The organism is Caulobacter sp. 73W (genome assembly GCF_041021955.1).
GTDB lineage: Bacteria > Pseudomonadota > Alphaproteobacteria > Caulobacterales > Caulobacteraceae > Caulobacter.
On sequence record NZ_CP158375.1, the window covers coordinates 845930 to 863654 of the forward strand.

Genomic DNA, 17725 nt, shown 5'->3' on the forward strand with positions numbered 1-17725 from the left:
CGCAGGGACGGGCGGTCGCATCCCGGACCATGGCGCAGCTTGCTAGAGCCTGCGGATGGACCGCGCCTTTTCGATCTTCGTGCACATCGGGCTCTTCCTCAGCGGACTGCTGGGCCTGGCCTTCGTCGCCGGCGGGGCGGTGGTGATCAACCGCGCGGACAAGATCAGCCTGATCGTGATCGGCCTGATGATGATCAGCGTGGGCGCGTGGGGCTGCATCAACGCGGTGCGCCAGGCCCTGGCCGTCCACCAGTAGGGTCCGCGCCGCCACGGCGGCCCTCCCCCTCTCATCCTCAAAAGAAAAGCCCGGCCGGAGCCGGGCTGGAGTTCATTAGGGAGGAAACGCCCCAGGAAGGGCATGACGCCTCGCGGCGTCGTGATCACAGGTATGCTGTTCGCGGGGGCGTTCAAGGGGCTGGACGACGATCGGCGGCAACCTTTTTCAGCTGACCGGTTTTCGATCATCCCTGCGCAAGCCTACGGCGCCGCTTGCCCGTGAATTGGTCCGAGGACCGCATCTTTATCCTCTGTGCTCTGAGAGACCGGCCGGGCCGGCGGCTCACCCGAAGGGAGAAGTGGCTGGGGAACTAGGACTTCGAACCTAGAATGACGGTACCAAAAACCGCAGTGTTACCATTACACCATTCCCCAGCAGGAACGGCGAACACCCCGGGGGGCGTCGGCGAGGGCGTGGGAATAGCGCAGCCGATTTGAGTATGCAACGGGGCTGTGACGTGGATTTGCGGATTTTCTCAAAGAGCCGTTTCTGTCGCTTGCGCCCTGTTCCGCCCTCCCCTATAAGCCCCCTCCTCAAGTCGGAGTGTGGCTCAGTCTGGTAGAGCACCGCGTTCGGGACGCGGGGGTCGCAGGTTCGAATCCTGCCACTCCGACCATCTTCTTCCCCTGAAAATTCAAGGATGCTTCCCCCTTCGGGGATGGCGTTCGTATGTGCGCTTTTCTCCTGCCCCGTAGCGCAGCGTACGGGGAGGTGGATCGGCGCGTCAGCGACGAGACGGAGGGGGCGCTCTTCTGAACCTCAGCTAGCGCCCCCTCCACCAATCTCCCCCGCAAGCGGGCAGGAGAGAAGAAGACCATGGCTATTTGTTAATCGCGCGGGCCATTTCCTGTTCGAGGAATTCCTTTAGTTTGCGGCGCAGCAGACAGGACCCTTGATGAAACAGTTTCTTCTGACCGTCGCCGGCGTGTTCGTGGGCCTGGCCCTGTTCCTGATCGGGGTCCCGTTCCTGCTGATCGCCCTGGCCGCGGGCGCCGCGGCGCCGCCGGCCACGCCGCCGCACGCGGTGATCAGCCTGGACCTGCGCCAGGGCATGAGCGACCAGGACAGCATGACCGCCTTGGCGGTACTGGGCGGGCGGCCGTCGGTCATCTCCACCATCGAGACGCTGCGTCGCGCCGAGAAGGACGACAAGGTCGAGGCCCTGTTCGTGCGCCTGCCCGAGGGCGGCATGACCCCGGCGGCCGCCGACGAGTTGCGCGGCGCGTTCAAGCGCCTTCGCGCGGCCGGCAAGAAGGTGATCGTCCACAGCCAGGGGCTCTATCCCTCGGGCATGGTGACCTCGACCTACATGGTCGGGGCGGCGGCGGACGAGCTGTGGATGCAGCCCGGCGCGCCGTTCCAGGCGACCGGCGTGTTCAGCGAGGACGTCTTCCTCAAGCGCCTGTTCGACAAGTATGGGGTCAAGCCGCAGTTCGCCCAGCGCGCCGAGTACAAGACGGCGATCAATCCGTACCTGCATGACGACTACACCCCGGCGCACCGCGAATTGCAGCTGTCGTGGATGGGCTCGCTGTACGAGACCGCCCTCAACACCGTGGCCGCCGACCGCAAGAAGGACGCGGCCGCCCTGCGCGCGACGATCGAGGCCGGCCCGTATATGGCCGCCGACGCTCTGAACCTGGGCCTGATCGACAAGGTGGGCCAGGTGAAGGACGCCGAGACGGCGGTCCTGAAGCTGGCAAGCAAGGGTGCGGTGGTGGTCGCCTTCGACGACTACGCCGCCCGCACCCGACGCAACGCCCCCACCCTGGGCGGACAGGCCGTGGCCCTGATCGCGGCCGAGGGTCCGATCATGACCGGCACCGGCCGGGGCGGCAGCCCGTTCTCGGCCGAGCAGACCATCTATTCGGACGACGTCGCCAAGGCGTTCTACGACGCCATCAAGGACGACGAGATCAAGGCCATCGTGTTCCGCGTCTCGTCCCCCGGCGGGTCGGACACCGCGTCGGAGCAGATCCTGTCGGCGGTGCGCGCGGCCAAGGCGGCGGGCAAGCCGGTGGTGGTCTCCATGGGCGCCTATGCGGCATCCGGCGGCTATTGGATCAGCTCGGACGCCTCGTCCATCGTCAGCCAGCCGGGGACCCTGACCGGCTCCATCGGCGTGTTCGGCGGCAAGTTCGCCATCGGCGACGCCCTGGGCCGCTTCGGCGTCGATGCGCGCCAGCTGCAGATCGGCGGCGAGTACGCCGGGACCAACTCGGCCGGCCAGGAATGGACCACCGCCCAGCGCGCCGCCTACGAGCGCTGGATGGACAACACCTATGAGGGCTTCATCGAGCGCGTGGCCACCGGCCGGAAGATTCCGGTCGACCGCGTGCGCGAGATCGCCAGGGGCCGCGTGTGGACTGGCGTCCAGGCCAAGGACCTGGGCCTCGTTGACCAGCTCGGCGGCTTCTACGACGCGGTCGAGCAGGCCAAGACCCTGGCCAAGCTGAAGGGCGACGTGCGCATCAAGCGCGTGGGCGGGGCCAAGAGCCCGTTCGAGGCCCTGGAGCGCGCCTTCGGCGTCAGCGCCGACAGCGCCCGCGCCGTGGCCGCCGCCGGCTGGCTGCTGGGCGATCCCAACGCCAAGGCGATCATGGCCGAGATGATGGACGCCCGCCTGCGCTCCGAAGGCGCGACTGTGCTGGCGCCGCGTATGGTGGACTGATGCAGACGCCGCTCACCTTGGCGAAGGCCGGGGTGAGCGGCGTTGAGCGTCACCGCCCAGTGACGCTGTCGTCGTCGTTACGCCGGTCAGCTTGATCTACCAGTCATCCACCGGGTTCACAGCGGCCGCGTTCCCCGGCGTGAAATCGTAACGGTCGCTGTTGGGGCCGAGGCCGAAATCGTTGACGGACGGACGCGGCGTTCTGTTGGCGCTGAAGGCGTAGCGGACGTTCTGCGGGCTTTCCAGCGAACCGCCGAAGGGGTTGCTGGGCAAAAAGTTCAGACCGCCGCGAACCCCGATGCCCGAACCGCCGGCGTTGGACGTCAGCGACCACGGACGGTCGGTGTTCGGCAGCAACGCGCTGCGGTCATAGGTGGACAGGTAGGCGGTGACGTTGCCCTTGCCGTCGGCCGGGTTGGCGCCGATGAGCGCATAGGTGTTGTGGGTCTCGTTGTCGCCGTACTTGCTGACGTCGTACTGGCCGCCCAGCTCCACGCCCTCGAAGTCGCGCTTCAGGATGAAGTTGACCACGCCCGAAAGCGCGTCCGAGCCGTACACGGCCGAGGCCCCGCCGGTGACCACCTCGAGCCGGTCGATCAGGGCGGCGGGGATGGTGTCAAGATCCGCGGCGTTGGTGCGCGTCGGCGGGTTGATCCGCCGGCCGTTGACCAGGACCAGGGTGCGGGTGGGACCCAGGCCGCGCAGGTCGACCGTGGCGGTGCCGTCTGAGGGGTTGTTGGAAGCGGCGTTGAAGCCCGGCGCCACCTGCGGCAGGCGGTTCATCCCATCTTTGGTGTTGGTGGCCCGGTCGCTTGAATCGATTCCGAGATGACCCTGGAGACGGGACTGTTGGCGAGGTAGTCCTGGCGCGCGATCCGCAAGCCGGTGAGGATGACCTCCTCGACCGTCGCCTCCTGGGCGAAGGCGGGCGCGGCCAGGGCGGCGAAGGCCGCGCCGCAGATAATCGACGAAGCCAGAAGGCGCCTGCGCAGGGTTTTGCTTTGCAAGATCTCAATCCCTCCGGCGGCCGGCTTCCCCCTGGCCGCTCCCCTGTTGCGGCGGCGCGCGAAGGCCCGCCTGAGCATAAAGGGACGGACGCCAAGCGCCTATCCTGGGATGAGGGCTAAGCCGATCGCCCGCGCCGGCACACGGCATCAGCGACACATTTTGCCTTATATTTTAAGCACTTGACCTATCCTGCGCCGAATGGATGCAACGTGGGCAAGTTGATCTCGCCCCGGAGGACGTGGTGTTCCGGTCGAGGTCCTGGTGATGACATAGCCGCTCCTGCCCGAAGGCGTGGATCCAAGCGGCAATGGCGGGTCAGTTCGCCGCCAGAGACACGATCACTGGCTCAGCTTGGGTCCCCGCCTTCGGCGAGGAGCGGCTTTCTGGCAAAGAAAAAGGGCGGCGGACCCTGGGATCCGCCGCCCTCCAACCAACCTTTCGGCCGCTTTGCTTCTTAGAAGCGCAGCTTGGCGCCGACGAAGTAGTTGCGACCCACGATGTCGTAGGTGTTCGGGTCGGTGTTGCCGTCCTGGGCGTTGTCGAACACCGGCGGAGTCTCGTCCGACAGGTTACGCACGCCGCCGAACAACTCGACCTTCTCGGTCACGGCCCAGCGAGCCGAGACGTCGTGGTAGAAGAAGCTGTCGGTGCCGACGTAGCCGCCGTCCTCGAAGTCCGGGATGTTGCCCTGGTTGTCCATCGAGTCGATGTAGGTGCCGGTGTAGGACACGCGGACCGGACCGATATCGTAGCCCAGGCGCAGCGAAGCCTTCCATTCCGGCAGCGAGGCCGAGATGTTGTAGGCGCCGATGGTGCCCTTGTACTCCACCGCGTCCAGCTCGTAGCTGTCGAGGTAGGTGACATTGAGGTCGAAGTTCAGCTTCTCGCCCCACATGCCGCCAGCCCACGGCACGTTCCAGCCGTAGTTGACCGCGAAGCCCTTGGTGCGCAGGGCCGACACGTTGCCGAGCGGCGCGCGGGCCTTGAGCGCGCCGCCGGCGTCACGGAAGATCAGCGGCAGGCCGATCCCTTGGTTAAAGCAGGCGTCCGAGGTCAGCGAACCGCTGGCGAAGCAGCCGTTCACGATGCCCGACACGCCGCCTTCCAGGGTGCCGATGTAGTCCTCGACCTTGATGTCGTAGTAGTCGATCGTCGCGGTCAGGCCCGGGACGAAGGTCGGCTGCCACACCAGGCCGGCGGTCAGGGTTTCAGAGCGTTCCTCGTCCAGGTTCGGGTTGCCGAAGAAGAACGATTCCGTCTGGGTGTTCTGAGCGACGAAGCTGGTGGTCACCGGATCGAAGCCCAGTTGCGCCGTGCAGAAGGCGCGGGTCGCGGCCGACAGGGTGCGCGCGGCGCCCGTGCCGGGGTTGACCGTGGTGCAGGGGTCGAGCACGGCCGGGAAGCCCTGGTCGCCCGACTGGAACAGTTCGAACACGGACGGGGCGCGGCTGGCGCGCTGGTACATGCCGCGGACGCGCAGTTGCTCGATCGGCTTGTACTCGAGGCCGATCTTGTAGCTGTAGACGTTGCCCACCGACGAGTAGTCGGAGTAACGCGCGCCCAGCTCCAGGCCCAGGTACTGGGCGCCGGTCACGCCCGAGACGAGCGGAACCATGGCTTCGGCGTAGAGTTCGCCGACGCTGGACGAACCGCCCACGGCGCGTTCGGCGTTGAAGCCGAAGATGTCGCCGGCGTTCTTGGCCGCATCCGGGGTGAAGTCCAGCTTGTCTTCACGCCATTCGGCGCCGAAGGCCACCGACAGGTCGCCGGCCGGCAGCTTGAATAGCGGACCCGACACGAAGGCCGAACCGGTGTTGCGTTCGAAGACGGTCAGGTCGCTGAAGTTGATGCGGATAAAGCTCGCAGCGGCCGGGCTGATGGTGCCTTGGCCAAACATGTTGAGCGGGGCGCAGTTGGCGAAGATCGCCAGCGACGACGGGGCGCAGGTGGTCGCGGTGCCGCCGGCGGCGATGGCCGCCTGCACCTTGGAGCGCGAGACGTCGTTCTGGACGCCGACGCGGAACTCGGTGCGGCCGAAGCTGTAGAAGGCTTCCGCGCGCCAGTCGTTGCCCAGGTCCGCCTTCAGGCCGAGGTTGATCTGGTACAGGTCGGAGTCGCGGGTCTCCACGCGCGGGCCGACTTCCGTCATGCGGCGATCGAAGAACATCGGCGCGGTCGGGTTCGGGCGCGAGGCCAGAAGCTCGGCCAGGGCCGGCGTCACGAAGGCGTTGTTGTACGGGATCTGGATCGCCGTGGCCGGCGTCGGGGCCAGCTGGGCGGCGTTACGGCTGTCCGAATAGAAGAACTCGCCGACGAACTCGAGATTGTCGGTGATGTCGTAACGGCCGAGGACCGCGGCGTTGAAGCGCTCGCCCGGCGACAGCAGGTTGTTGACCGGCGCGAAGTCATAGCGGTCGCTGGTCGGGCCAAGGCCGAAGTCGTTGACGAACGGACGCGGCGTGCCGTTCGGGTTGAAGGCGTAGCGGACGTTCCGCGGGCTCGAGGTGGAGCCGCCGAACGGGTTGGTGCCGACGGCGTTCAGGCCGCCGCGCTCGCCCGTGCCCGAACCGCCGGCGTTCGACGACAGCGACCAGGCGCGGTCGCTGTTCGGCAGGATGCGGTCACGGTCGTAATACGAGGCGTAGGCGGTGACGTTGCCCTTGCCGTCCGGGGTGTTGGTGCCGAACAGCACGTAGCTGTTCGAGGTCTTGCCGTCGCCGAATTCGCTGATGCCGTACTGGCTCGACAGCTCGACGCCCTCGAAGTTGTTCTTAAGGACGAAGTTGACGACGCCGGCCAGGGCGTCGGAGCCGTACACCGCCGAGGCGCCGCCGGTGACCACTTCGACGCGGTCGATCAGGGCCGTCGGGATGTTGTTCAGGTCGACGGTGTTGGCGCGGGTCGACGGGTTCATGCGGCGGCCGTTGACCAGCACCAGGGTGCGGGTCGGGCCAATGCCGCGCAGGTCGACGGTGGCGGTGCCGTCCGAGGGGTTGTTCGACGCGGCGGTCAGGCCGGGAACGACCTGCGGCAGCCGGTTCAGCACGTCTTCAGTGGTCGTCGAGCCGGCGGCCTGGATGGCTTCCGAGGTGACGGTCGAGACGGGGCTGTTGGCGACATAGTCCTGGCGCGCGATACGCGAGCCGGTGATGACGATTTCTTCGACCGTCGCGTCCTGGGCGAGCGCCGAGCCGGACATGGCCAGGAAGGCCGCGCCACAGATCATCGACGACGCCAGGAGGCGCGTGCGCGTGGATTGGTTTTGCAAGATTTCGATCCTCCGGCGGCCTGGCGCGATAAGGCGTCCGACCGCTCCCCTACTGTTGAATCGAAGCGCGAACACTTCGATGGCGCGACTATCTGCCGCTCTAAAACAGGGTCAATGGAGGTCTAATGGTGAAGCTGACTGCGACAACGGGAATGTCGCATTTAAGTCACATAACACGTAACCGCTACCCTGGATTGTTCCGCCTGCGCTTGGCGCACACGCTCAAGTGCAAATCCAGTCTTCGGTCGTCACAAACAGATCGGGCGGCGGGCCGTAACGCCCGCCGCCCTTTCTTGTCACGAAGCTCTAAGTTCTTAGTACTTGAGCGAAGCGTTGATGAAGAACATCCGGCCCAGGACGTCGTACACGGCCGGGTAGCCGCTGTTCGACGGGGAGGCGTTGCCGCCCATGATCGGATACTTCTCTTGGGTCAGGTTGCGGATACCGCCGGTGAAGGACACGGAGTCCGTCGCACGCCAGTCGGCCGACAGGTCGATGTAGTTCTTCACACCGATCTTATCGACAACGAACACGGTGCCCGGGTTGTCGTCGATGACGTCATCCACGTAGTTCCACACCAGGTTCAGGCCATAGTTCTCATACGACCAGTTGACCGCGGTGCGCAGCTTGTGACGCGGGGTCGGGTTGCCGCAGGCGGCGCCGAACTTGTCCGCGCACTTCACCGGGTTGGACAGTTCGTCCGCCTTGAAGGTGTTTTCCCAGCTGTTCGTGTAGAGCGACTTCACGGAGATGCCACCCACGTCCGGCAGGCCGATGTCGGCAAGGTCGAAGCGGTAGGAAACGCCGATGTCGATGCCCTCGACGCTGTTCGAGGCAGCGTTTTGGTTGATCCGCGACACGAAGTCGATCGAGCCGTTGGCCAGGCGGTTGATGGCTTGGCAGTACGGCGAGGACGGGTTGCCGTTCACGATCGAGCCGTAGCAGACGTTCATCACGTTCTGCGTGGTGCCGCCGAACGCGGTGATCTGGTCTTCGATCTTGATGTCGAAGTAGTCGACCGTGATGGCGAGGCGCGGGATGAACGACGGCTGGTAGACGAAGCCGACCGTGAAGGTGTCGGCGACTTCCGGAGCCAGGTTCGGGTTACCGCCCGTCAGGGTTTGGGTCTGTTGGTTGGCGTTGATCACGCCGACAACCGAAGCCGCAACGCCCGAGTTGATGCAGGCCTGGCGGATAGCGGGGGTCGGAGCGCCGCGAGCCGAGCACGGATCAGTCGAGGTCGGGAAGCCGTTGCCTTGCGGAGCGAACAGTTCACCAACCGACGGAGCGCGGACGGCGCGGTTGTAGGACGCACGGATGCGCAGGTCGTCGAAGACTTCCCAGTCACCAGCGACCTTGTAGGTCTTGGTGATCTTGTCTTGCGAGGAGTAGTCCGACAGACGGCCGGCCAGTTCCAGGTTCACCGACTTCGCGAAGGGCAGGTCCTTCAGGACCGGCACCAGCAGTTCGCCGTACAGTTCGTAGACGTCGAAGTCGCCGTTGACGGGCGGCGAGGCGTTGAAGCCGGTCAGGTTGCCGACGGCCAGATCCTGCGACGGACGGAAGGAGAAGCCTTCGTAGCGGTATTCAGAACCGATAGCGAAGCCCAGGCCACCGGCCGGCAGGGTGAAGAAGTTGTCGGTGTTGCCCGAGAAGAAGGCCGACGCCACCAGTTGCTCGTAGTCCTGCGAGGACTCGATGCGGGTGCTGATGAAGTTGACCGCCGCCGGGCTCAGGTTGCCGCGGCCGAACAGGTTGACCGGAACGCAGCCGTTGGACGGATCCAAGCAACCGGTGCCGGCGGCGTTCAGCAGCAGGCCTTGCTGGATGCGGGCCAGGCTGGTGTCGCCGAGCAGCGATTGCGAGCCGTGGGTGTTGCCGTACTGGATGTACGTTTCCCAGGAGCCGTTCACGAACTCCAGGTCGCCACGCAGACCGAATTGGGTCTGGAAGCCGTAGAAGTTGAACTCGTTGACGCGCGGGCCGACTTCCGACAGGCGGCGGTTGAACACGCCGGTGACGGTGTCGAACAGGCCGTCGCCGTCCGTGTCGACGTCAGCGTACGTACCGGCAGCCCACGAAGCGCTGGACGGGATGGTGTAAGAAGCGGTCGAACCCAGGGTGTTCAGAGCGGCCTTGGCGGCCGGGGTCAGGAACGGGTTGTTGTCGAGCGAGAAGCGGAAGGTCCGCGAGCCGATCGGCGTTTCGGCCAGCTGGGTCGTAACGGCCGAATAGACGAAGTTGCCCTTCGCGAAGGCTTCGATGCCCGGAGCGATCTCGTAGTTGCCGAGAGCGGTGACCGAGTAACGCTCCTGCGGGGTTTGCAGGTAGTTGATCGGCGCGAAGTTATAGGTGTCGGCGTCTTGGTTGTAGAGACGGACGCCACCGGTGTTGGTGAACAGGGTGGTGTTGGCCGAGTTGTTGGCCACGCCCGGCAGGGTCGCGAAGCGACCGGCGACGAACGGGTTGACCGTGCCGTCTTGCTGCGAGCCCGAGCCCGACAGAACCAGGCCGGTGATGCCGCGGGCGCGCTGGGCGGCCGAGGGTTCACCGTAGGCGAAGCCGAGCAGACCGCCGCGCTTGCCTTGGGTCAGGGGTTCACGGTCGTTGTAGCCGAGCGACAGGACAACGTTGCCCTTACCGTCGTCGAACGAAGCGCCCATGGTCGCGTCGACCGAATAGATCGGAGCGTCCAGGTCGTCGGTGTTCTGGTAGCCAGCGGTGAACTGGAAGCCTTCGAAGTCCTTCTTCAGGACGAAGTTGACGACGCCGGCGATGGCGTCCGAACCGTAAACGGCCGAGGCGCCGCCGGTCACAACTTCCACGCGCTGGATCAGGGCCGGCGGGATCAGGTTCAGGTCGACCGTACCGTTTTGGGTGGTCGGGGTCTGACGCTTGCCGTCAACCAGCACCAGGGTGCGGTTGGCGCCGATGCCGCGCAGGTTAACGGTGGCCGCGCCGCCCGAACCGTTGTTCACGGTCGAGGTCACGCCCGGAACCGCTTGCGGCAGGGTGTTGAGCAGGTTTTCGGTATTCACGACACCCGACTGCTTCAGTTCCTGCTCACCAACGGTGGCGACGGGGCTGGTCGAGACCAGGTCCGGACGAGCGATGCGCGAACCGGTGACGACGATCTCTTCGACCGCGACGTCATCTTGCGCGTAGGCGGTGGTTGCGGACATGGCCATGAAGGCCGCGCCACAAATCATCGAAGACGCGAGCAGGCGCTCACGCGTGGACTTGTTGATCAAATTTTTATCCTCCAGCAGCCGCTCGAAGCGGCGTGCCCCCAAAAAACGGCGGCTCGATGCGGGCTTGGAATTTTCTAGAATCCCACAGCTCACCCCCGGTAGCGCGACTACATCAAAGCGAACCGATGTTGGGAATTGCTGTTTGAACGATTTCCGCCGCAATTTGTGACTTGTTGCAGAAATGTTTCACCAACCGTCGTTTCCCTACCACTTTAAGGCGCGAAATAACCCCTGAACGGCAAAGTTGCGGGGGACGGGCAGACGGGGGTATTCCTTGGCGGACAAGGAGTCTCCATGAAAAAGCTCGGGTTTTCAGCGCTCGCTACGGCGGCTCTCGTAGTTGCCTCACCCGCTGCCTCACAAATAGGCAATGCCGGTTCGGAGGCCCGTCCGCCGGTGTTCGACGCACTCATAAATTGCCGCAAGATCGGTGATGCGGCGGAGCGTCTGGCGTGCTTCGACAAGACCGCCGATCAGCTCGCCGCGGCCCAGACGGCGGGTGATGTGGTGGTCGTCGACCGCAAGGAGATCAAGAAGGCGCAGCGCTCGACCTTCGGCTTCAACATCGCCCTGCCCCAGGTCTTCAAGGACAAGGGCGGCGCCAAGTCGGACAACGACGACGAGGCCGACAAGAGCGAGAAGACCGACGACAGCGGCGACATCGAAGCGATCACCGCCGTCGCCACCAAGGTCTGGCAAGGCGCCCGGGGCGAATGGAACTTCCAGCTGGAAGACGGCGCGGTGTGGAAGCAGACCGACTCTCCCGACCCGGCCCGCAGCTTCAAGAACGGTGTCACCGTCGAGATCAAGAAGGGCAAGCTGGGGAACTTCTTCCTCAAGGCCAACGGCGCCCTGATGCGCGCCAAACGCGACAGCTAAGGGATCGTCATGAGCCGTTTCCGCACCGTGACCGACAAGATCTCGGTCAGCCCGCAGATCACCCCCGCCGACGTATCCGCCGCCGCTGACGAAGGCTTCGCACTGATCGTCAACAACCGCCCGGACGGCGAGGAGCCCGGCCAGCCGGACGGCGCCGAAATCTCGGCCGCCGCCGAGGAGGCCGGCCTGGGCTACATCTATATCCCCGTGCGCGGCATGCCGACGCCTGACCAGGTCGAGGCGGTGCGCGAGGCGGTGGACGAGGCCCACGGCAAGGTCCTGCTGTTCTGCCGCTCGGGCACCCGCTCGATCGTCAGCTGGTCCCTGGGCCAGGCGCAGTCGGGCGCCAACAGCCGCGACGAACTGGTCGAGCTGGGCGAGGCGGCGGGCTACGATCTGTCGGGCGTCCTGCCGCGATAAGGAAAGTCCGGTGATCCCCTTCGTCCGCGACCTCGACTTCCAGTACGGGCGCTGCGACCGGGTTTCGCCTCGCATCCGGCGGCTGATCGCCGACAATCCGGGGCCCTTCACCTATCTGGGGACAGGCACCTACATCGTCGGCCAGGGCCAGGTGGCGGTCATCGATCCGGGGCCGGACCAGCGGGCGCACCTGGACGCCCTGCTCGCCGCCTTGGACGGCGAGACGGTCACGCACATCCTGATCACCCACGACCATGCCGACCACTCTCCCCTCGCCGCCGCGCTGTCGGCGGCCACGGGGGCGAAGGTGTGGGGCCGGTCGCGCCGGGCGGCTGGGCAGGCCTCAGGCGGCTTCGACGACGATCACGACGAGGCTTTCCGCCCCGACTTCGAGGTCAAGGACGGCGAGGTGTTCGAAGGGCCGGGCTGGACACTGGAGGCCGTGCCGACGCCGGGCCACACGTCCAACCACGTGGCCTACGCCCTGAAGGAAGAGAATGCCCTGTTCAGCGGCGACCACATCATGGGCTGGTCGACCACAGTCATCAGCCCGCCGGACGGCGACATGGCCGCCTATTTCGACAGCCTGGACCGAGTGAAGGCGCGCGGCTTCTCGACCCTGTGGCCGACCCACGGCCCGCCGGTCACCGATCCCGCCCCGTTCATCGACGCCTATATCGCCCATCGCCGGGCGCGGGAGAGCCAGGTGCTGAGCGCCCTGGCCCAGGGCCCGACCACGATCCGCGCCATGGTGCCGGTGCTGTACGCGGCCGTGGACCCGCGCCTGCACCCGGCGGCGGCTCATTCCCTGCTGGGCCACGTGGTGCAGTTGGTCGACGAAGGCCGGGTGGTCAGCGACGGGCCGCCGGGGGTGGAGGCGATGCTGCGGCTTTCTTCTCCTCCTCTGTAGCGAAGCGTACCGGGGGCAAGCGGGGCAGGAGAAACAAGAAAAGGGCCGCCGGTGAACCGGCGGCCCTTCCCTTCAGCAGACCGGAGCCTGCCTCTCCTTAGTAGCGCAGGGTCGCGCCGACGAAGAAGAAGCGGCCGCGGTTGTCGTACTGCGACGAGCCCGTGCTGGTGCCGAGGTAGACCTCCGGCAGGTACGGCGGGATCTCGTTCGATAGGTTCTGGACGCCGCCGCGAACGGTGATCTTTTCGTTCACGTTGTAGGACGCGCGCACGTCGTGGCGGAAGTATTCCGGCACGTAGTACGGGGTCAGCTGGCTGTCGTTGAATGCTTCGGTCGGCGACATCTTGCCGACATAGGTCGTCTGCCAGCCGAGGGTCAGGTCCTTGAACGAATAGACGGCGTTCAGGGCGCCCTTCCACTCCGGAGCGGCGTAGGTCACGTAGCCCGCGAAGTTGCGGAACGTGTCCTGGGCCGAGCCCTGGAAGCGCCACTCGTAGGTGCGGGTGACGTCGAGACGCAGCTGCAGACGGCCCATGTCATAGGCGCCGCCGGCCAGGGCGTCGGCCAGATCGAAGGTGTAGGCGATCGAGGCGTCGTAGCCCTGCACGCGCACCTTGGCGATGTTCTGGTTGGTCAGCAGCACTTCGGTCACGCCGCCGATGGTGCCGCTGGCGGCGCCGCTGGCGTCACGAACGACGTTGGCGCAGGCCGGGTTGGTGGCGACCGACTGTGCCGAGTCGTAGCACAGCGTCAGGGCCGTGTTGACCGGAACAGTGCTGATGTAGCCGTCCAGGTCGTAGCGGAAGTGGTCGAACGACAGCTGCAGGCCCGGCACCCAGCGGGGCTGGATGACGACGCCGAGCTGTTCGGTTTCGGCTTCTTCTTCACGCAGGTTGGTGTTGCCGCCTTGCAGCAGCGGCAGCGAGGCGCGGCCCGGACCGAACGACGAGGTGAAGGTCGTCGGGTTGTAGTTCGGGATCACCGCGGCGCAGTTCACGCGGCGGGCGGCCTGCTGAGCGGCGGAAACGCCGGCGAACGCGTCCTTGTCGCAAGGATCGACGGCCGCGGTGGTGAAGTTGCGGCTCTGCGGGGAGTACAGCTCGACGATGTTCGGCGCGCGGACGGCGACGCCGTGGTTGGCGCGGAAGCGCACGTCGCGGACCGGAGCCCACTCGCCAGCCAGACGCCACTGATAGACGCCGCCGATCGAGGAGTAGTCCGAGTAGCGGCCGGCGGCCTCGACGCGCAGGTCGTCGGCGAACGGCAGGTCGCGCAGCAGCGGCACCGCGATTTCGCCGTAGACTTCCGCCACGTCGTACTCGCCGCCGCGACGGCCGATCGAGTTCAGGAACAGTTCGCCCGAGGCGCCGGCGGCGTCCTGGATGAACAGGCTTTCTTCCTTGCGATACTCACCACCGAAGGCCAGGCCGACGGCGCCCGCCGGAAGCTGGAACAGGTCGGTGGTCATGTTGGCCGCGACGACGGTCTGCTTGACCGTGCTTTCGGTGCCCGACTTCCCACCGGCCCAAGCGACGGCGGCGTCCGACGGACCGTTGATCACGTTCCAAGGCTGGCAGCCGGCGGCGCGGGCGGCGGCGTCGCGGCAGACGATCTGACCGTTCAGCGTGACCGCGTCCACGGCCTGGGCCACGCGACGGATGTACGGCGTGCCATAGGACATCGTCGTGCCGTCCGTCTGGCCGTACTGGGCGTACCAGTCCCAGGCGAAGTCGCGGTTCAGGGCGTTGAAGTCGCCTTCCATGCCGATGACGGCGCGGTCAGGATTCACGGATCGACGAGACGTCGCGGCCGCCGAATTCGGTCCAGAAACGGCCGACAGCGGCGCGGGAGTTCTTGGTTGAAGCCCAGGCCGGCGTCGGCCCAGAAGCCGCGCAGCTGAGCGGCGGTGGCGTTGTTGGCGGCCAGATAGGCGTTATCGCCGTACAGGAACACCGGCATGGTGCCCCCGCCCGTGGTCTGGCTGAAGGCCGGCTGGAAGATGCCGTAGCCCTCGGTGCGGGCGTAGCTCAGCTCGGCGAACGCCTTGACGTTGTCGCTGATGCGATAGTCGGCGTAGCCGCGCAGCGAGCCGCGCTCGACGTTGCCCTGCAGGGCGTTCAGCGTGCCCGTGTAGAATAGCGACTCGTCCTGGCAGGTGGCCAGGACGTTGGCCGGGGCGCAGGCGGCCGACAGGCGGGTCACCTGGCTCGGATCGCGGACGTCCAGGGTCACGGCGTACGGGGTCGTGCCGCCGCGCAGCTGGAAGGTGCCGAACGGCGTGGTGTTGCTGCGGCTGTTCTTGATGATCGGCTGGGCCGCGGGCGACAGGGTGTTGTTGCGACGGATGCCCGGATAGGCCCATCCGCGGTCGCGCTGCATCACCGGCTCCTGACGAGCGTACTCGCCGCCGATGACGACGTTCAGGCGGTCGTCCAGGAACTTGCCGCCCCAGATGCCCGACAGGCGGTACTCTTCACCGTCGTTCTCGTCCGAGACGCCGACCTGGGCGTCCAGCTCGAGACCGTCCTGCTGCTTCTTCATGATGACGTTCAGGACGCCGGCGATGGCTTCCGAACCGTAGACGGCCGAGGCGCCGCCAGCGACGGCTTCGACGCGCTCGATCATCATCGAGGGGATCATGTTAAGGTCGACGGCCGGGGACGTGGCGTCGCCGAAGACGTGGCGGCGGCCATCCACCAGCACCAGGGTGCGGCTCGGGCCCAGACCGCGGATGTCGGCGCGCGACTGACCGGCGAGGAACAGGGTCGAGGAGCTGTTCTGGCCGTTGGTGGCCGGGTTCAGCTGCGGCAGATCCATCAGGGCGTCGCCCAGGATCGTGTTGCCGCCGGCGCGGATGGTTTCGCTGCTGACCACGGCCAGCGGGACCGGGGCGCTGAAGGTGTCGCGACGGATGCGCGAACCGGTGACGATGATCTCTTCGACCGCCACATCAGCTCCGGCGTCCTGCGCGAACACGACGGTCGGAGCAACAAGGGAACCCGCGGCGACCAGGCCGCAGATCATGGATGACGCCATCAGACGTCCACGCACATTCTGCACTCTACTACTTCTTTCTCTACGCGGGCCGCCCGGAGGAAGGGGGGGGGGAAGGCGGCCAGGTGTGACAAGAGGGCAGGACCCGATGAAAGCGACGTGGCGTCACCCCGCGGTCCAGCGGCGCCGGGAATAGAGGCCAACGCCGCCCAATGAAGCAGAAAAGTGCCGAAAAACGTCGCAATGCGAACAGATGTGGCAAAGATGACGACAATAACGCCGCAATCCCGCCTCAATTGTTTATGGCGAATTAATCACCAAGATCGCCGAACGTTGCTCAGAATATACAGTTACGCGACCGCTGTTGGCAGAACGTAATTCTTGAAGCCCTCGCGGATCCGCTTCTTGTCGATCTTGCCCGTGGCGCCCAGCGGGATGTCGTCCACGAAGACGACGTCGTCGGGCATCCACCACTTGGCGATCTTGCCATTCAGGAAAGACAGATAGTCCTCGCGCGTGGCGGTCTCGCCGTCCTTCAGCTTAACCAGCAGCAGCGGGCGCTCGTCCCACTTGGGGTGGGCGACGCCGATCACGGCGGCGATCTGTGCGGTCGGGTGGCCGACGGCGATATTCTCGATCTCGATGGAGCTGATCCACTCCCCGCCGGACTTGATGACGTCCTTGGCGCGGTCGGTGATTTGCATGAAGCCTTCGGGGCAGATGGTGGCCACGTCGCCGGTGTCGAAGTAGCCCTCCTCGTCCAGCACCTCGCCCTGTCCCTTGAAGTAGCCTTTGACGATGATCGGACCGTTGATCATCAGGCGGCCGAAGGTCTTGCCGTCGTGCGGCAGGCGCTCGCCCTCATCGTTGACCAGCTTCAGGTCGACGCCCAGAGGCACGCGGCCTTGTTTCAGGCGATAGGGCATCTGCTTGTCGAACGGCAGGGCCGAGACCTTGGCGTTCATGGAGCCAAGGGTGCCTAGGGGCGAGGTCTCGGTCATGCCCCAGGCGTGGATCACCTCCACCCCATAGTCGTCATGGAAGGCGCGGATGATGCTCTCCGGGCAGGCCGAGCCGCCGATGACCACGCGCTTCAGCGTGCTGGGTTTCAGGTTGGCGGCCTGCATGTGCTGCAGCAGCATCTGCCAGACGGTGGGCACGGCGGCGGAGAAGGTGACCCCTTCCGTCTCCAGAAGTTCGAAGATCGAGGCGCCGTCCATCTTGGCGCCCGGCATGACGATCTTGGAGCCGACGCCCGGCGCCGAGAAGGCCGTGCCCCAGGCGTTGGCGTGGAACATCGGCACCACCGGCAGGATGGTGTCGCGCGCCGACAGGCCCATGACGTCGGCCTGCAAGGTCAGCAGGGTGTGCAGGTAGTTGGAGCGGTGGGAATAGAGCACCCCCTTTGGGTCGCCCGTGGTGCCCGAGGTGTAGCACAGGCCGCAGGCGGTCTCCTCGTCGAAGCTGCCCCATTTCACGTCGGTTGAGCCAGCCTCGGCCAGTTCCTCGAAGCAGAGCACCGACTTGAAGTCGAGCGCCGGCATGTTGGCGCGGTCGGTCATGACCACCACGTGCTCGACCATCGGCAGCTTGGGCAGGATAGCCTGCAGGATCGGGATGAAGGTCAGATCGGCGAAGATGATGCGGTCTTCGGCGTGGTTGGCGATCCAGGCGATCTGGTCGGGGAACAGCCGCGGGTTCAGGGTGTGGCAGACCGCGCCGATGCCCATGATGGCGTACCAGGCCTCGATGTGTCGGGCGGTGTTCCAGGCCAGGGTGGCGACCCGTTCGCCCGGCTTGATGCCCAGGGTGACCAGGGCGCTCGACACGCGCTTGGCGCGGCGCAGGATCTCGCCGTAGTTGGTGCGGACGATGGGCCCCTCGACGGAGCGCGTGACCACCTCGCGGTCTCCATGCCAGCGTCCGGCGTGCTCGAGGATCTTGTCGACCGTCAGAGCCCCATGCTGCATCAGACCAAGCATCGCGTTTCCTCGTGTTATCGTTGTTTAGTCGAACGGTAACCGGGCTTGCTGCGGTGCGCAATCGG

The 17725-nt window shown here is 66.0% G+C and carries 12 protein-coding genes and 2 tRNA genes; 6 read left to right on the top strand and 8 right to left on the bottom strand.

The genetic code is table 11. The features are described 5' to 3' along the window. The first annotated feature begins 55 nt into the window (after nucleotides 1-55). Nucleotides 56-256: a hypothetical protein gene (locus ABOZ73_RS04035; protein WP_369060935.1), complete on the top strand. Its 201-nt coding sequence runs from the start codon at nucleotides 56-58 to the stop codon at nucleotides 254-256. A 320-nt stretch (nucleotides 257-576) separates the two neighbouring features. Here ABOZ73_RS04035 and ABOZ73_RS04040 read toward each other — a convergent pair. Continuing rightward, nucleotides 577-651 (bottom strand) — tRNA-Gln (locus tag ABOZ73_RS04040). Nucleotides 652-816: 165 nt separating this feature from the next. On the opposite strand from ABOZ73_RS04040, the gene ABOZ73_RS04045 reads away from it, so the two are divergent. Further along, nucleotides 817-893 (top strand) — tRNA-Pro (locus ABOZ73_RS04045). 279 nt (nucleotides 894-1172) lie between these two features. Beyond that, entirely contained in the window at nucleotides 1173-2948 is a 1776-nt protein-coding gene (sppA, locus tag ABOZ73_RS04050) for a signal peptide peptidase SppA (RefSeq protein ID WP_369060936.1), read from the top strand. Nucleotides 2949-3044: 96 nt separating this feature from the next. Here the strand turns inward: sppA and ABOZ73_RS04055 are convergent, their stop codons facing one another. The 4 genes from ABOZ73_RS04055 to ABOZ73_RS04070 form a co-directional block, all read right to left on the bottom strand. After that, a complete protein-coding gene (locus tag ABOZ73_RS04055; protein WP_369060938.1) occupies nucleotides 3045-3731 on the bottom strand; it encodes a TonB-dependent receptor plug domain-containing protein in 687 nt (228 codons plus the stop codon). Beyond that, nucleotides 3728-4033, bottom strand: coding sequence for a hypothetical protein (locus tag ABOZ73_RS04060; protein ID WP_369060939.1), 306 nt, complete (start codon nucleotides 4031-4033; stop codon nucleotides 3728-3730). Before ABOZ73_RS04060 ends, ABOZ73_RS04055 begins: the two co-directional genes overlap by 4 nt. A gap of 377 nt (nucleotides 4034-4410) precedes the next feature. Then, entirely contained in the window at nucleotides 4411-7224 is a 2814-nt protein-coding gene (locus ABOZ73_RS04065) for a TonB-dependent receptor plug domain-containing protein (protein WP_369060941.1), read from the bottom strand. Nucleotides 7225-7538: 314 nt separating this feature from the next. After that, nucleotides 7539-10412, bottom strand: coding sequence for a TonB-dependent receptor plug domain-containing protein (locus ABOZ73_RS04070; protein WP_369060943.1), 2874 nt, complete (start codon nucleotides 10410-10412; stop codon nucleotides 7539-7541). A gap of 459 nt (nucleotides 10413-10871) precedes the next feature. Between ABOZ73_RS04070 and ABOZ73_RS04075 the strand changes: the two genes are divergently transcribed. Genes ABOZ73_RS04075 through ABOZ73_RS04085 form a run of 3 tightly spaced genes read left to right on the top strand, consistent with a single transcriptional unit; the run spans nucleotide 10872 to nucleotide 12684 of the window. Further along, the gene (locus ABOZ73_RS04075) at nucleotides 10872-11354 is read left to right on the top strand and encodes a hypothetical protein (protein ID WP_369060945.1); all 483 of its coding nucleotides are present in this window, start codon (nucleotides 10872-10874) and stop codon (nucleotides 11352-11354) included. Between the two features lie 9 nt (nucleotides 11355-11363). Beyond that, a complete protein-coding gene (locus ABOZ73_RS04080; protein ID WP_369060947.1) occupies nucleotides 11364-11774 on the top strand; it encodes a TIGR01244 family sulfur transferase in 411 nt (136 codons plus the stop codon). Between the two features lie 10 nt (nucleotides 11775-11784). Continuing rightward, nucleotides 11785-12684 (top strand): MBL fold metallo-hydrolase, encoded by a 900-nt coding sequence (locus ABOZ73_RS04085; protein WP_369060948.1) that lies wholly within the window; start codon nucleotides 11785-11787, stop codon nucleotides 12682-12684. 97 nt (nucleotides 12685-12781) lie between these two features. Here the strand turns inward: ABOZ73_RS04085 and ABOZ73_RS04090 are convergent, their stop codons facing one another. The 3 genes from ABOZ73_RS04090 to ABOZ73_RS04100 form a co-directional block, all read right to left on the bottom strand. Beyond that, nucleotides 12782-14473, bottom strand: a complete 1692-nt coding sequence (locus ABOZ73_RS04090) for a TonB-dependent receptor (RefSeq protein ID WP_369060950.1) — start codon at nucleotides 14471-14473, stop codon at nucleotides 12782-12784. Next, entirely contained in the window at nucleotides 14470-15720 is a 1251-nt protein-coding gene (locus ABOZ73_RS04095; RefSeq protein ID WP_369060952.1) for a TonB-dependent receptor plug domain-containing protein, read from the bottom strand. Before ABOZ73_RS04095 ends, ABOZ73_RS04090 begins: the two co-directional genes overlap by 4 nt. 308 nt (nucleotides 15721-16028) lie before the next feature. Next, a complete protein-coding gene (locus ABOZ73_RS04100) occupies nucleotides 16029-17660 on the bottom strand; it encodes a long-chain-fatty-acid--CoA ligase (RefSeq protein WP_369060954.1) in 1632 nt (543 codons plus the stop codon). Nucleotides 17661-17725 lie beyond the last annotated feature (65 nt).